Origin of the sequence: Streptosporangium sp. 'caverna' (assembly GCF_003203775.1) — a bacterium.
Taxonomy (GTDB): Bacteria; Actinomycetota; Actinomycetes; order Streptosporangiales; family Streptosporangiaceae; genus Streptosporangium; species Streptosporangium subroseum.
In genome coordinates this window covers 4,603,151-4,618,129 of sequence record NZ_CP029711.1, presented here as the reverse complement: position 1 = coordinate 4,618,129, position 14,979 = coordinate 4,603,151, and the positions used below count along the sequence as shown (strand labels likewise).

Here is a 14,979-nt window from a genome sequence, read left to right as displayed (position 1 = left end):
ACTGAAAGGGAACGGACGTCCTGATCAGTTCGACCAGGACAAGCTGCCGCGCCGCAGAGTGCCATCGGCCCGAGAACGTCGGCCGTCCACTCGAGAGACTCGAAAGAGCCGAGAGAGTCGAGTGGGGAGCCGAGCGCCGCGACGAACTGATCTGTCAGGTCGCGCCGACGGTCGAGCGGTCGCCGGCCGGGCTTGCCCTCTTGAGCGATCCGCACGGCTCGCGCGGCATGGATGCCGTCGACGGGACGCAGGTTGAACCGGCTCTGAACCGACTGGATCGCCACTCCGGACAGTCGCGCATGCGCCAATGCCTCCGTACCCGTACCGAGGCCACCACCGTCTGAGCGTGCGGCGGCACGAGGGCGATGACCGACTACCGCAGCGACCATATTCATTATATTCAAAATGGTCAAGGGTAGACAGGGGGACGTAATGACGACCCATGCGGGTACGCGTCGAGCGACCGGTCGAGAACCCGGCGACGTCTATGACCAGGCCCGACTCGATCATCGTCGGGCCGCGGAGCCCGGTCGCCGACCGGGTCAACAACAGGCCATTGACGCCAATCAATATGATGAATATGGTGAAAACGATGAATGAGCAAGATAGCCCGGTGACCGCGTCGCGACCCATGCCCAGGAGGGCGGCATCGCCATCCCTCCTGGCCGACCTCGCAGGACGCCTGTCCGCCGCGCGTACCAAGCGAGAGCCGATTCCGCCGCTGCAGGACCCCGATGTCCCGCTGACCATTGATGACGCCTACGCGATCCAGCAACATCAGCTTGACCAGTGGATAGCGTCCGGCTCGCGTTTACTCGGGCACAAGGTCGGGTTGACCAGCGCCTCGATGCAACGCCAGCTCGGCGTCGAACAGCCCGATTTCGGCAACCTCATGGATGACATGTTCTTCCCGGAGAACGCGGTCATACCGGCACAGCGATTTCTGCAGCCCCGGATCGAGCCGGAAATCGCCTTCATCCTCAGTCGGCCGCTGCGCGGCCCGGGAGTGACCGTCGCCGAGGCGATCCGGGCGGTCGAGTACGTCGTGCCCGCGCTCGAACTGATCGACTCGCGCATCGCCGACTGGAAGATCGGCATCGTCGACACGATCGCGGACAACGCGTCCTCGGGCGGCGTCGTGCTGGGTAGCCGGCCGGTGCGGCTGGACCAGGTCGACTTGCGTCTCGCCGGCTGCGTACTGCACCGCAACGGCGAGCTCGCCGGAACCGGTGCCGGTGGGGCGGTCCTCGGATCGCCGATCAACGCGCTGGTCTGGCTGGCGAACGTCCTGGGCGAGCGTGGGGTCGAACTCGGCGCCGGCGAGGTCGTGCTGCCCGGTTCCATGACCGCCGCCATTCCCTTCAACCCAGGTGACGTCGTCACGGCCACCGTCGCCGGACTGGGCAGCGTCACCGCTCGGATGGGAGATCTCGCATGACCGCCACCGCGGCGATCGTCGGGTCGGGCAACATCGGCACCGACCTCATGTTCAAGCTCTTGCGGCGCAGCGACGTGCTCACGCCGCGCTGGATGATCGGCGTCGACCCGGCGTCGGACGGTCTCGCTCGTGCCAAGCGGCTCGGGCTGGAGACCAGTGCCGAAGGTGTCGACTGGCTGCTCGAACAGGACGAACTGCCGGACATCGTCTTCGAGGCGACGAGCGCCAGGGCACACCTCGCGAACGCGCCGAGGTACGCCGAGGCCGGTATCACCGCCGTGGACCTCACGCCGGCGGCCGTCGGGCCGTACGTCTGCCCACCGGTGAACCTGGACCTGAACCTGGACGCGCCCAACATCAACCTGATCACCTGCGGCGGACAGGCGACCACGCCGATGGTCGCGGCGATCGGCCGGGTGGTCCCGGTCGAGTACGCCGAGATCGTCGCCTCGATCGCGTCCAAGTCGGCCGGGCCCGGAACCCGCGCGAACATCGACGAGTTCACCGAGACGACCGCGGCGGCGCTGTCGGCCGTCGGTGGGGCGAAGCGCGGCAAGGCGATCATCGTCCTGAACCCCGTCGAGCCGCCGATGATCATGCGTAACACGGTGTTCTGCTCGATCCCGGCCGAGGCGGCCGAACCCGGCGACGTCCAGACCGCGATCCTCGAGTCGATCCACGCCATGGCCGACAAGGTGCGCGAGTACGTCCCGGGCTACCGCCTCAAGGCGGATCCGCAATTCGACGCGCCCCGCGACACCTGGAATGGCATGGCTCGCATAGCCGTCTTCCTGGAGGTGAAGGGCCGCGGCGACTACCTGCCGGACTACGCCGGCAACCTCGACATCATCACTGCCGCGGCCGCCCGCATCGGCGAGCTCCTCGTCGAGTACAAGACCACGACCGCCATTGCAGGAGGTGCATCGGCATGACGGAAATCCAGCGGAAGGTCCGGATCACCGACTCGACGCTGCGTGACGGCAGTCACGCCATGCGTCACCAGTTCACCGAGGGGCAGGTCCGCGGCATCGTGTCGGCGCTGGACACCGCCGGGGTGCAGGTGATCGAGGTGTCGCACGGCGACGGCCTGGGTGGGTCGTCGTTCAATTACGGCTTCTCCGGCACCGACGAGTTCACGCTGATCAAGGCGGCCGTCGACGAAGCCGAGCAGGCCCGCATCGCGGTGCTGCTGCTGCCCGGCGTGGGAACGATCCACGACCTGAAGCACGCACACGACTGCGGCGCGCAGGTCGCCCGTATCGCCACTCACTGCACCGAGGCGGACGTGTCGATCCAGCATTTCGCCGCAGCCCGTGACCTGGGCATGGAGACGGTCGGTTTCCTCATGCTCTCGCACCGCTTGGGGTCTGAGGAACTGGCCAGGCAGGCGCGCGTCATGGTCGACGCCGGTGCGCAGTGCGTCTACGTCGTCGACTCCGCCGGCGCCCTCATCCTCGGTGACGCGCAGGACCGGATCAAGGCCTTGTACGCCGAGATCGGCCACCAGGCCCAGGTCGGATTCCACGGCCACCAGAACCTGTCGCTGGGCGTGGCCAACTCGGTGCTCGCGGCGCAGAACGGCGCGCTGCAGATCGACGGCGCGCTGTGCGCCCTCGGCGCGGGCGCGGGCAATGCGCCCACCGAGGTCGTGGCCGCGACGTTCGAACGGCTCGGCATAGCGACCGACGTCGACGTGCAGCGGGTCATGCAGGCGGCCGAGGACGTGGTCAAGCCGATGCTGCCGCGGTTGCCGTGGATGGACCGCGCCGCGATCACTCAGGGGTACGCCGGCGTCTACTCCTCGTTCCTGCTGCACGCGGAGCGAGCGGAGGAGCGGTACGGAGTGCCCGCGCACGAGCTCTTGCAACGGGTCGGCGAGCTCGGGTACGTCGGCGGCCAGGAGGACATGATCATCGACGTGGCCCTGTCCATCCTGGAAGAGCGCGAGACTGCCGGGAGCGCACGATGAGCACATGGACCGTCGACCGCGCGGCCACCACGCTGCTGGCGTGCGAGGACGAGCGCACCGATCGCGAGCCGATCACCGACCAGTGGCCCGACCTCGACCTGCGTACCGCATACGAGATACAGGACGAGACGCTGCGCCGCCGCCTCGCCCGTGGCGAGCACCTGGTGGGGGTCAAACTCGGCCTCACGTCGCGGGCCAAGCAGGAGCGGATGAACATCTCCTCGCCGCTGGTCGCCTGGCTGACCGACGCGATGGTGCTGCCGGCCGGTGCCCCGGTCCCGGGCGCGCGGCTGATCCACCCGCGGGTCGAGCCGGAGATCGTCTTCCTGATGCGCGAGCGTCTGGCCGGTCCGGGCGTCACAGCGGCGCAGGCACTCGCGGCCGTCGACCGCGTCTACGCCGGCGCCGAGGTGATCGACTCCCGCTACCGCGACTTCCGCTTCACCCTGCCCGACGTCGTCGCGGACAACGCGTCGTCGGGCGCGTTCCTGGTCGGGGCCGTCGGGCTCAGGCCCGAGCAGCTGGACCTGACGCTGGAGGCGGTACTCGTCGAGGTCGACGGCCGCGTCGTCGACTCCGCGACCGGTGCCGCCGTGCAGGGCAACCCGGCCGAGGCGCTGGCACTCGCGGCCAACGACCTCGCGCGGCGCGGCCTGGCGATCGAGCCGGGGCAGCTGGTCCTCACCGGCGGCATGACCGACGCCGTTCCCGCCCCGGCCGGGGCGCGGATCGCCTTCCACTTCAGCAGCCTCGGTTCGATCCACCTGTCCGGAGGCGCTTGATGCCACTCGTCCAGGTCACTCTGCGCGAGGGCCGGTCGCCCGAACAGCTCCGCGCCCTCATCAGCGCGCTCACGACCGCCGTCACCTCAACGGTCGAAGCCCCGAAGGAGGCGGTCCGCGTGATCATCTCCGAGGTGCCGCCGACCCACTGGGCCGCCGGTGACGTCACACTCGCGGAAAGGACACAAGCAGATGGCTGACCTGCCCTTCTTCGGACATGTCATCGACGGGGCCGAGGTTCATTCACTTGACGGCGCCCGGTTCCCCTCTATCGATCCCTGGACGCGTGAGCCGTGGGCGGACGTGGCGCTGGGCGGCCAGGCCGACTCCGACCGCGCCGTCGCCGCGGCGCGGAAGGCGTTCGACGAGGGGCCGTGGCCCCGGATGGGCTTCGATGAGCGCGGGGCGATCCTGCACCGTCTCGCCGACCTGATCGAGGAGCACGCGGACGAGCTGGGGCTCGCCGACACTCGCGACATGGGCAAGCCGATCGCCCAGAGCAAGGGCAACGACGTAGCCCGCGCGGCGCACAACTTCCGCTTCTTCGCCGACCACGCGCGCCTGTCGGTCGGCGAGGTGCTGCCGATGGGCGACCGACACCACACGTACACGCTGTTCCAGCCCGCCGGCGTCGTAGCCGCGATCGCCCCGTGGAACTTCCCGCTCATGCTGGAGACCTGGAAGGTCGCGCCCGCACTCGCGTGGGGCAACACCGTGGTGCTGAAGCCGGCCGAGGACACCCCGACGTCGGCGACGATCCTCGCCCGCCTGGCGATCGAGGCCGGCATGCCCGCCGGCGTGTTCAACGTCGTGCATGGGTACGGCCCCGACTCCGCCGGTCAGGCGCTGACGGAGAACCCGGACGTCGACCGGATCACGTTCACGGGTGAGTCCGGGACCGGGCGGATCGTCGCCCGCGCGGGGGCGGCGAACCTCGTCCCGGCCAGCCTGGAACTGGGCGGCAAGGGCGCCAACATCGTCTTCGCGGACGCCGACCTCGACAACGCCGTGGACTGGTCGATCCGCGCGATCTTCACCAACGCCGGCCAGGTCTGCCTGGCCGGGTCCCGGCTCTACGTCGAGCGCTCGGTCTACGACGAATTCCTCGCGCGGTTAGTGACCGCGGCAGAGGCCATGGTCATCGGCGACCCGAAGGAGCCGACGACCCAGTTCGGTCCGCTGGCCAGCGAGGAGCACTACAACAAGGTGCGGTCGTACGTCGAGAGCGTCGAAGCGGAGGGCGGCAAGATCCTCACGGGCGGTCTCGGCGACGGTTGGATCGTTCGGCCCACGGTCGCGGTCGACCTTCCCGACGACTCCAGGCACGTGTGCGAGGAGATCTTCGGGCCGCTTGTCCGGGTCGCGCCGTTCGACACCGAGGACGAGGTCGTCCGGGCCGCCAACGACACCCCGTACGGACTGAACGCGATGGTCTTCAGCGAGAACCTCAGTCGTGCGCATCGTGTCTCGTCGCGGTTGAAGGCGGGGACGGTCTGGGTGAACTGCTTCTTCATCCGCGACCTGCGGGCCCCGTTCGGCGGCGTCGGCGACTCCGGCATGGGGCGCGAAGGCGGCAACTTCAGCCGCGAGTTCTTCACCGAGCCGAAGGCCGTCGTCATGCAAATCGCCCGGGCTGACAACTGATCCGGAGGCATTGACGCGAATCATTATTATGAATATGTTGCCTGCAACCGGCGGGAACGGATACGGACGGCGTGCGATCGGGAAACGGTCGCCTCAGCCGGGCGTGCGGACGTCCCGCCTTCGACGTCAAAAATCCACTCACCCGACCAGTCTCGATCAGTAAGGAAAGGCATGTCTCCTCACCCGGTTTACACTCCTGCGGCTCCGATGCTCGGCTTCTCGGCCGGCACCCCGTCGCCGCTCTCACAGGCGGTCGTGCACAACGGCGTCATCTACTGCTCGGGCAGCGGCCCGCTCGACGCCGAGACGCTCGAGATCGTCTCGGACGACATCGCGGAGCAGACCCAGAAGGCGCTGACCAATCTGCTAGCGGTCGTCGAGGCCGGCGGCGGCACGAAGTCGTCCATCCTCAAGGTCAACACCCACCTGCGCGACCTGGCCAACTTCGCCGAGTACAACCGCGTTTACCGCGCCTTCTTCGAAGGCGTCGAGTTCATGCCGGCCCGTACGACGACCGAGTCCTCGCCGCCCCGCGCCGGTGTGCTCGTCGAGATCGAGTGCATCGCCGCGGTCGTCTCCGACGAGTGACCCGACCGATGTCGTCAACGCGGCCCGTAACCGGTGGCCTCGTCAGATAGGAGCTTCAGATGTCCAGCGAACCGCTCACCCTTCCCGTCATCGACCTCGATGAGGTCACCCGCCGAATCGAAAGCAGCACCGCTCGGGTCGAGGTCCTGTGGCAGCAGGGGGAGACCCTCGCCTTCGTGGCGCGCGGCCGCGAGTACCGCAGCGAATTCCACATCAATCCGAGCGACGAGATGTCGTACGTGATCCGCGGTGAGATGAACCTGCACTACCTGACGCCGGAGGGCGAGGAGAAGATCGCCACGATCCCGCAGGGATCGATGAACTACACCCCGGCCGGCGTCCCGCATTCGCCGCGTTTTCCGCCGGAGGCCTACATCGTCGTGATGGAGCGGCAGCGCCGCCCAGAGGAGATGGATCGCTTCCAGTGGTTCTGCCCGTCGTGCGGCGAGTTCCTCCACGAGGTCACGTTCCACGTTGGCGACTACTCCGCGGATCCGGTCGGCAAGGCGTACCGGAGCTTCTGGGACGACCTCGACGCGCGCACCTGTGACAAGTGCGGCTCAGTCATGCCCGCCGAGTAGTCAGACAACCGAAGGCACTCACCCCCATGATGACTACTGAGCCGGGCCCGATTCTGCGGGCCAGCGGCATCTCGGTCCGCTACGGCCTCGCCACCGCGGTCGCCACGTGTTCGCTCGAGATCGCGCGCGGAAGCTACGTGTGCCTTCTGGGCCGCAACGGCGCCGGAAAGACGAGTCTGGTCAGCGCCCTGGCCGGTGCCCTTCCACGCGATGGCCGCATGTGGTTCGACGGGCACGAGGTGGCCACGAGCAAGTCCACGTGGTTGGCGCGCAACGGAATGCTGGTCATCCCGGAGGGACGCCACCTGTATCCCAGCCTGACGGTCGAGGACAACCTCGTCCTCGGAGCGTACGCCTGGACCCGCAGCGCCCGGGAGGCGCGCCGGGCCCCCGAGCTGGAACAGGTCTACGACCTGTTCCCCCGCCTGGCCCAGCGCAAGCGGCAGCTGGCCGGGACGATGTCCGGCGGTGAGCAGCAGATGGTGGCGCTCGGCCGGGCGCTGATGGGACGCCCGCGGCTGTTGATGTTGGACGAGCCCTCGCTTGGTCTGAGCGAGGCGATGATCGAGAAGACGTACGAGGTGTTGCGCGACCTGCGGGCGACCGGATTGAGCGTGCTGCTCGTCGAGGAGAGCCCGCACCGCGCACTCGAACTGTGCGACGTCGGCATCGTCATGTCCTCGGGATCGATCATCGCCGAGCGGCCTACCGAGGAACTGCTGGTTCCGGGTGTCCTCGAGTCTTATTACCTCGGAACGAAAGCCGCCTGACCATGACGACGTTCCTGCAGCTCATGGTGTCCGGGATCATCTCAGGCGCCGGCTTCGGCCTGTTCGCGCTGGCCCTCTCGCTGGTCTACCGGGTCACCAACGTCATCAACCTGGCCTTCGGCGAGATCGCGATGGTCGGCGTGCTCGGGGCCGTTTTCCTGCACGACCACGGACTGCCGTGGGCGGTCGCGGGAATCGCGATGATCGCGGTGGGCGGCGTCCTCGGTCTGGTCTTCGACCTGCTCGTGACGCGCTCCGGCAGGGCCGGCAAGCTCGGCGGCTCCGACTTCACCCAGAAGTTCCTGCTGACCCTGGCGCTGTCGATCACGCTCCAGGGTGTGGGTCTGCGGATCTTCGGTCGCGACGTGCACACCCTGGCTCCGATCCTGGAGGACAAGGCATGGCGGCTCGGCTCGGTCGCGATCGACCCCAACGGCGTGCTGGTCGTGCTCTTCGGGTTGGCCGTCGTGGCCGCGCTGTGGGTCGCCTTCCGTACCACCCTGGTCGGCAAGGCGATGCTGGCCTGCGGCATCAGCGAGCGCGGCTCGCTGGCCGTCGGGATCAACCTCCGGTCTTTCCGGACCGCGGCCTTCGTCATCGCCTGCGCGATCGCGGCGACGACCGGTGTCCTCATGGGCTCGTCGGTTCCGTTCAGCTACACCAGCGGGTTCTCGATCGCGATCATCGGCCTGGTGGCGGCAAGTCTGGTATCACTCGGCAACCCCATCCTCGGCTTCTTCGGCGGCATCGGTGTGGGCTTGCTGCAGTCAATCGTTGGAGGCTACATGAGTGGTGACTACCAGAGCAGCATCACCATCGCGGTGATGATCGCGATCATTCTGGTCAAGCCGAGGGCCACGCAGTGGGCAACCTGACTCCTCGCCGTCCGTCCCGTGGCGGCTCCGGCGCCCTCGGTGAATGGGCTCGCCCGTTCGGCCACAGCACGCTCGTGGCCGGATGCGGCGTCATCGCCCTGCTGGCGATGCAGAACAGCTACCTGCTTCCGACCCTCGTCCTGGCCATCGTCTTCTCGATCGTGGTCGTCGGCCTCGACGTGCAGCTCGGCTACGCCCGGCAGCTGGTGTTCTCGCAGCCGGTGTTCATGGCGGTCGGGGCGTACTCGACCGGGTACCTCACCTCCGTCCAGCAGATGGGCACGGTGCCGGCGTTCCTCATCGGGCTGGGCATCTCGCTCGTGCTGGCCGTGGTCGTCGCCCTCGCGGTCAGCCGCGCGCGCGGAATCGCGCTGACGATCGTCACCGTCTTCCTCGTCCTGATCCTCACCAACATCCTGAGCGTGACCAAGTCGCTCGGTGGTACCGACGGCCTGGCGGGCATCCCGGCGGCGGCGATCGGCGGGCACGAGATCTCGACCCCGCTGCAGTTCGGCTGGCTCGCGCTGGTCGTCCTGGTCCTGTGTGTCGGCGTGGCCTCCCGCTTCGTGCATTCGGGTACCGGCGTCGAGGTGGCGCTGGCGGCGGAGAGCGAGGAAGCGGCCCGGGCGTTCGGCGTGCACGTCGCCCGCCGTCGTCTGCTGGTGTTCGTGTTCGCGGCGGTCTGCGCGGACATCGCGGGGTCGCTGTACGCGCAGTCGCAGGGGTTCGTCTCCCCTGACGGGTTCAACATCACGCTCGCGATGAACCTGCTGCTCATGCTGTACCTCGGCGGCAAGCGCTCGGTGATCGGCGGCATCGCCGGGTCCGTGATCCTGACGTTCCTGCCGGTGGTGTTCGCCGGCATCGCCGACTACTTCCTGCTCGTCGAGGGTGCGGCGTTCATCCTGGTGCTCCTGGTCGCGCCTGACGGCATCGTCGGCCTCGCGAGCACCGGTGTCCGCCGGCTGGCCGCCCGGTGGGGCGTACGGTTCGGCCGGGCGCATCTCTCCGGGGCCGTGACCGGCGAGGAGGCGACGACGCCCGCCCACGCCGCCACGGTGGACACCGTCGTTCATGCGCGCGACCTGACCAAGCGCTACAGCGGCATCACCGCCGTCAACGAGTTGTCCCTGGCGGTGCCGGGGACCGGCATCACCGCCGTGATCGGTCCGAACGGCGCCGGCAAGTCCACGTTCTTCGACCTCATCGCGGGAGCGCAGCGCAGCGATGCGGGCACACTCCAGTTCCGCGGTGCCGACGTCACCGGCGAGCCCGACTGGCGCCGTGCCCGGATGGGCGTCGCGCGCACGTTCCAGCGGGTGCGGCTCGCCGGAGAGCTCAGCGTGCTCGACAACGTCGCGGCCGGTAGCCGCCTCGCGAACAAGGCCGGACTCGTCCGTACCCTCTTCGTCCCGAACCTGACCAGGGCGCGGCGTGCGGCCTGGCGGACGCTTGAGCGGATGGAGCTGTCTCACCTGGCAGCCGTCCGGCCGGGCGAGCTGACCCTGGCGAACCAGCGCATGGTCGAACTCGCCCGCTGCCTGGCCGGAAGCCCGGCGCTGCTGCTCCTCGACGAACCCGCGTCCGGGCTCAGCGACAGTCAGCGGTCGGACTTGGCGCAGGTGCTGAACGCGCTCGAGAACGTGCCCGTGCTGATCATCGAGCACGACCTGGATTTCGTCGGGGCACTCACCGACCACGTCGTGGTCGTGGCGCTGGGCGAAACGATCTTCGACGGACGGTTCGACGAGCTCGCGGCGGACCGGGGAGTCGCCGACGCGTTCCTGTCGGCCGGCCGACACAAAGCCAACGGCGAGAGCCGTACCGAGGACGCCGACCGAAGTCTCGAAGCCGCGACGGGGGCACCGACCGGCGACGGGTGACGGTTGACACGGAGAACACCTGGTACAGCGGGCCGCCCGACGTGCGGGCGGCCCGGAAGTCGATGTACCGCAGCTGGTGCGGCATGCCGCCACACCGGTAGGTCGAGCTGCGCCGATAGCGGGCGCACTCACGAAATGAGGTAGCTGAAGTGAAAGTTCGATCTGCTGTTGTCGCGGGTGTGCTCGGTGCCGTACTCGCGACCAGCCTGACGGCCTGCGGTTCCTCGTCGGCCTCCGACACCGACTCCGCCGGCGGCTCCGGCTCGGGCGGCGACATCCAGCTGGGCGCCGTCTACTCGCTGACCGGTCCGACCTCGGTGCTGGGTCTGCAGGACAGCGAGGGCGCCAAGGCGGCGGTGAAGTACCTGAACGACAACGGCGGGCTGCTGGGCAAGCAGGTCAATCTGACGGTACTGGACGACAAGTCCCAGCCGTCGCTGGCCGTGCAGCTCGTCGGCCAGCTCACGAGCCGCAACCACGTGTCGGCGATCGTCGGCCCGGACGAGCAGACCGCGGTGACGGCGGCCGTGCCGGCCGCCGCCCGGGCCCAAGTTCCGATCATGACGAACGGCGGCAGCTGGCCGGGTCCGCTCAAGGCCGACCAGCAGAAGTGGGGCTGGGCCGCCACCACGCCGACCACGGTGATGATCGACCGGTTCATCGACTACTTCAAGGCCACCGGCGTGAAGAAGGTCGCCGTCCTCGGCAACGGTACGTCGTTCTCCGACGCGCTGCCGGCGTACCTGGCCACGAAGACGGACCTGCCGTTCACTGTCGTGGTGAACTCGAAGTTCACCTCGGGGGCCGTCGACGTCTCGCCGCAGGTCCTCCAGGCGGTCAACGCCAAGCCCGACTTCGTCATGTCCTGGATGTCGGGTCCCGACGCGGTGAACGTGGTCAAGACGTTCAAGCGGCTGAACGTGGACGTCCCGCTGGGCATGAACGGCGGCACGACGACACCGAGCTTCGTGGACGCGGCCGGCAAGGACGCCCTGACCGGGGTGATCGCCGGCACCTACTCGGCCCAGCTGTACGACTCGCTGCCGGCGGACACCGCCAACAAGACGCAGGTCAAAGCCTACCTCGACGGTATGGCCGCGGCAGGCCTCGACGCCGCCGGCGGCGCGAGCAACGCGATCATGGGCTGGGAGTCCGTGATGTCACTCGCCGACGCCATCAAGACGGCCGGCTCCGCCGACTCCGAGAAGATCAACACGGCTCTGGCCGGCCAGCACTTCGTCGGCGCGATGTCGGTGTGGACGCGCACGGCCGACGACCACGCCGGCGCCGAGGGCGGCTACCTGCTCGCCAAGTTCGACGGCGACGAGTGGAAGGGCCTGAGCAACCCCGCATCCTGACCCGGCTCGCGGGACCGGTATCCACCATCGCGGGTATCGGTCCCGGCCTGTTTCACCGTTACAGACAACAACAGTCGCTCGGGCCGCCGCCCCGCACTGCCTGGAGGACGAATGGACAGCATTGAGATCGGCGACGTCTCGGTCAACCGCATCGAGGAGTTCGTCCATTGGGCGATGCCGATCGATCGGTACTTCCCCGGAACCGACGAGGCCGCCTGGCTGGCGAACCGGGACTGGCTTGAGCCGGACCACTGGGACGCCACCTCCAAGCGAGCCCACACCGTGTTCCACAGCTGGCTGATCCGCAGCGGCGGGCAGAACATCCTCGTCGACACCGGGGTCGGCAACGGCAAGCTTCGCCCGTCCATGCCGGACTTCAGCATGCGGCAGACGCCGTACCTGCAGACCTTGGAGTCCGCCGGCTTCCGGCCGGACGACATCGACCTGGTGATCTGCACGCACCTGCACGTCGACCACGTCGGATGGAACACGCACGACGTGGACGGTGAGTGGGTCCCGACGTTCCCGAACGCGCGTTACGTCTTCGCCCGGCCCGAGGTCGAGTTCTGGGATCCCGGCAACGAGATCCGTCGCCGCGGCGAGAAGGTCAACGAGAACGTCTTCGACGACAGCGTGCGGCCGATCCTGGACGCTGGTCTGGCCGACGTCTGGGACGGACCGAGCCTGACGATCGACGAGAACCTCCGCCTCGAGCTCGCCCCCGGTCACACGCCTGGCCTGGCGGTCGTGAAGGTGCAGGCCGGATCGGATCAGGCGATCTTCGTCAACGACATCCTGCACTCGCCGATGCAGGTGCTGGACTGCGCATTGAACAGTTGCTTCTGCGAGGACGAGGCCGGATCCGTCGAGACCAGGAAGAACGTTCTGGGCTGGGCGGCCGACAACCGCGCGCTGATCTTCCCGGCCCACTTCAACGGACAGCACGTCTTCCGTGCCGAGCGGCGGGACGGCCGCTTCGCGATCGCCGAGTGGATCTGAACCCGCGGCGGCTGTCGCACTCCGGACGGCCCCGGATCCGGCCGCTCCGGAGCTCTGCAGCGCCGGTGCAATCCCGTCCCGGTTTGTGGCACCTCTTCCTGATCACGTATCGCTCGGGGTCAGGAAGAGGCTCGTGGTCCCATCGACCGGCCGCCTGACGACGACATGACCGGCGCGCTAGCGACGCGAGGCGGTCAGGCGAGCATGCCGCGCCGCCATCGTCTCCGCACGCTTGCGCGAACCGCTTTCGATCGCGTCGACCAGGTCGCGGTGTACCTCCACACCGTCGCCGTTGAGGGCCGTTTCGGTCGTCACTGCAGAAACTCGGCTGGATACGAAATCCAGGAGCCCCAGGTACAGATTCCGCAGAATCAGGTTGGGCGAGATTTCAGCCATGCGGCGGTGTAGTTGCCAATTCGCCTTCAAGTATTGAGCGGCGTCGCCGGCGGCGCTCATCTGCTCCAGGATCTTGCGGAGGTCTGCGATATCGGACTCGGTGCGGTGCTTGGTGGCATCGCGAATGACGAGTGGCTCCAGGCCGTCACGAATGTCCAGGGAGTCGGCGACGGATACCGATTCCCCGCTGAGTTCGAGCATTTTGCGCCCGAGGCGAACGACAAGGGTCGGCCTGGCTACGAAGAGGCCTCCGCCGATGCCCGGCCTGACCTCGATCGTGCCGCGCGAACTCAGCAGCCGAACTGCCTCGTTGACGGTCGCGACCGCGACGTTGAACTCTTGACGCAGGCTTTCCTTGGTGCCGAGATGGTGACCGGCGGGCAAGTTCTGTTCGCTGATCCGATCCTCGATCCGCTTCGCCACGGCGTCGGATCGGGATGTCCACGGCACGCCGGACGTCTGGTCGTCGCTGCTCACAGCCTTGCCTTTCCATTCGTCCGCGTCTATACAAGCCTAGCCTGCTATGGGCATTGATCTTAAGGGGCGGGCCGTGCTCGTTCCGCCAAAGCGCTGATCAAGCGCTCGGCGTTCGCTCCGAGGATCGCATCCCTTGCCCCTTCGGCGATCGACAACTTGCCGACCATCGAGGCGGCGTCGACGTCGGCGAGATCGAAGGGCATGTCGGTGCCCAGCAGCACTCGCTCGGAACCCACTTCTTCGATGAGCCGCTCAAGCATCTCGCCACTGAACACCGCGGTGTCATAATGCAGCCGCCGCAGATAGTACGCCGGAGGATTGGCGACTGTCCGTGTCTCGGCTTTGCGCATCCACCCGATCGTCAGGCGGGGGGCGAGGCCGGTAAGACACCCGCCGCCGTGGGCCAGGCAGAGCACCGGACGGTGACGGTCGAGAACACCGCCGAAAATGAGGCGCGCGACGGCGAGAGCGGTCTCGGCCGGGTAACCCAGCAACTGCGCCAGGTGATACTCGCGCAGTCGCTCCGGTGACGACGTCCGACTCGGATGGACGAAGCAGAAGGTCTGTCGTTCGCTCAGGAAAGCCCACACCGGCTCGTTGACCGGGTCATCGAGTTCGTGCCCACCGCCGAACGTGCCGATCGTGACCCCGGCCACTCCTAGTTCCTCAACGCATCGGGCGGCCTCTTCGGCGGCGCCTTCGATTCCGATCGGAACCGTCGCAAGGGCGACCAGACGCTCGGGGGCCGCCGCGACGAACTCGGCCAGCGCGTCGTTCGAACGGCGTGTCACGTCCATCACGAGCGCCGGATCCGTGGACATCGAAGCGAAGACGAACGGCGCCGCCGAGACCGCTTGGATGTCGATGCCCGCCGCGTCCATGGACGCCAACCGGTGGGAGACGCTGTACTGGTCCGGCGGCAACGGGATACGCGCGCCCTGGGCGATGCCCGAGATGCTCGGGTGCAAGTGCAGCACCATCTCGTCCACGTGGGACAGGTCCGCCAGCCCGTGCGCTGCGAGGTCCTCGAGCAGCCGCATGGGCAGTGCGTGGGCGTGGACGTCGACGACAGGTCGGTGGGTGCTCATCGACATGCGCACCCGGCCCGACAAACCGCGTCCGAACACTCGGAACACATCGCCCGACACGCAGGACCGGCACCCATTCAATTAGACCCTTCGCCGTGGGAGTGGAAGCCGGCTCGACCGGACCGAGTTGC

General features: G+C 68.0%; 15 protein-coding genes. 13 read left to right on the top strand and 2 right to left on the bottom strand.

Annotation, left to right across the window (positions count from 1 at the left end):
* Window positions 1–442 precede the first annotated feature (442 nt).
* The 13 genes from DKM19_RS20405 to DKM19_RS20345 all read left to right on the top strand — a co-directional run bounded on the left by DKM19_RS20405 (window position 443) and on the right by DKM19_RS20345 (window position 12,887).
* Window positions 443–1,438 carry a 2-keto-4-pentenoate hydratase gene (locus DKM19_RS20405; protein WP_239514347.1) on the top strand — a complete coding sequence of 332 codons (996 nt, stop codon included), beginning with the start codon at window positions 443–445 and terminating at the stop codon, window positions 1,436–1,438.
* A complete protein-coding gene (locus DKM19_RS20400) occupies window positions 1,435–2,370 on the top strand; it encodes an acetaldehyde dehydrogenase (acetylating) (protein WP_110697430.1) in 936 nt (311 codons plus the stop codon). Before DKM19_RS20405 ends, DKM19_RS20400 begins: the two co-directional genes overlap by 4 nt.
* A complete protein-coding gene (dmpG, locus tag DKM19_RS20395; RefSeq protein WP_110697428.1) occupies window positions 2,367–3,407 on the top strand; it encodes a 4-hydroxy-2-oxovalerate aldolase in 1,041 nt (346 codons plus the stop codon). The genes DKM19_RS20400 and dmpG overlap by 4 nt, the downstream gene beginning before the upstream one ends.
* Window positions 3,404–4,189 (top strand): 2-keto-4-pentenoate hydratase, encoded by a 786-nt coding sequence (locus tag DKM19_RS20390; protein ID WP_110697426.1) that lies wholly within the window; start codon window positions 3,404–3,406, stop codon window positions 4,187–4,189. The genes dmpG and DKM19_RS20390 overlap by 4 nt, the downstream gene beginning before the upstream one ends.
* Window positions 4,189–4,389: a 2-hydroxymuconate tautomerase gene (locus DKM19_RS20385; protein WP_110697424.1), complete on the top strand. Its 201-nt coding sequence runs from the start codon at window positions 4,189–4,191 to the stop codon at window positions 4,387–4,389. Before DKM19_RS20390 ends, DKM19_RS20385 begins: the two co-directional genes overlap by 1 nt.
* Complete coding sequence (locus DKM19_RS20380; protein ID WP_110697422.1) at window positions 4,382–5,833, top strand: aldehyde dehydrogenase; 1,452 nt, start codon at window positions 4,382–4,384, stop codon at window positions 5,831–5,833. Before DKM19_RS20385 ends, DKM19_RS20380 begins: the two co-directional genes overlap by 8 nt.
* A 171-nt stretch (window positions 5,834–6,004) precedes the next feature.
* Window positions 6,005–6,421 (top strand): RidA family protein, encoded by a 417-nt coding sequence (locus DKM19_RS20375; protein ID WP_110697420.1) that lies wholly within the window; start codon window positions 6,005–6,007, stop codon window positions 6,419–6,421.
* A 59-nt stretch (window positions 6,422–6,480) separates the two neighbouring features.
* Window positions 6,481–7,002, top strand: a complete 522-nt coding sequence (locus DKM19_RS20370; RefSeq protein ID WP_110697418.1) for a 3-hydroxybutyryl-CoA dehydratase — start codon at window positions 6,481–6,483, stop codon at window positions 7,000–7,002.
* Between the two features lie 26 nt (window positions 7,003–7,028).
* Window positions 7,029–7,772 (top strand): ABC transporter ATP-binding protein, encoded by a 744-nt coding sequence (locus DKM19_RS20365; RefSeq protein WP_204358894.1) that lies wholly within the window; start codon window positions 7,029–7,031, stop codon window positions 7,770–7,772.
* 2 nt (window positions 7,773–7,774) lie between these two features.
* The gene (locus DKM19_RS20360) at window positions 7,775–8,647 is read left to right on the top strand and encodes a branched-chain amino acid ABC transporter permease (protein ID WP_110697416.1); all 873 of its coding nucleotides are present in this window, start codon (window positions 7,775–7,777) and stop codon (window positions 8,645–8,647) included.
* On the top strand, window positions 8,635–10,530 hold the full coding sequence (locus DKM19_RS20355) for an ATP-binding cassette domain-containing protein (RefSeq protein ID WP_110697414.1): 1,896 nt from the start codon (window positions 8,635–8,637) through the stop codon (window positions 10,528–10,530). The genes DKM19_RS20360 and DKM19_RS20355 overlap by 13 nt, the downstream gene beginning before the upstream one ends.
* A gap of 149 nt (window positions 10,531–10,679) precedes the next feature.
* Entirely contained in the window at window positions 10,680–11,888 is a 1,209-nt protein-coding gene (locus DKM19_RS20350) for an ABC transporter substrate-binding protein (protein WP_110697412.1), read from the top strand.
* Window positions 11,889–11,999: 111 nt separating this feature from the next.
* Window positions 12,000–12,887 (top strand): MBL fold metallo-hydrolase, encoded by an 888-nt coding sequence (locus DKM19_RS20345; protein WP_110697410.1) that lies wholly within the window; start codon window positions 12,000–12,002, stop codon window positions 12,885–12,887.
* Window positions 12,888–13,064: 177 nt separating this feature from the next.
* Here DKM19_RS20345 and DKM19_RS20340 read toward each other — a convergent pair whose 3' ends face one another.
* Together DKM19_RS20340 and DKM19_RS20335 are read right to left on the bottom strand one after the other, a co-directional pair.
* Window positions 13,065–13,760, bottom strand: coding sequence for a FadR/GntR family transcriptional regulator (locus DKM19_RS20340; RefSeq protein WP_110697408.1), 696 nt, complete (start codon window positions 13,758–13,760; stop codon window positions 13,065–13,067).
* Between the two features lie 59 nt (window positions 13,761–13,819).
* The gene (locus DKM19_RS20335; protein WP_239514346.1) at window positions 13,820–14,887 is read right to left on the bottom strand and encodes an amidohydrolase family protein; all 1,068 of its coding nucleotides are present in this window, start codon (window positions 14,885–14,887) and stop codon (window positions 13,820–13,822) included.
* Window positions 14,888–14,979 lie beyond the last annotated feature (92 nt).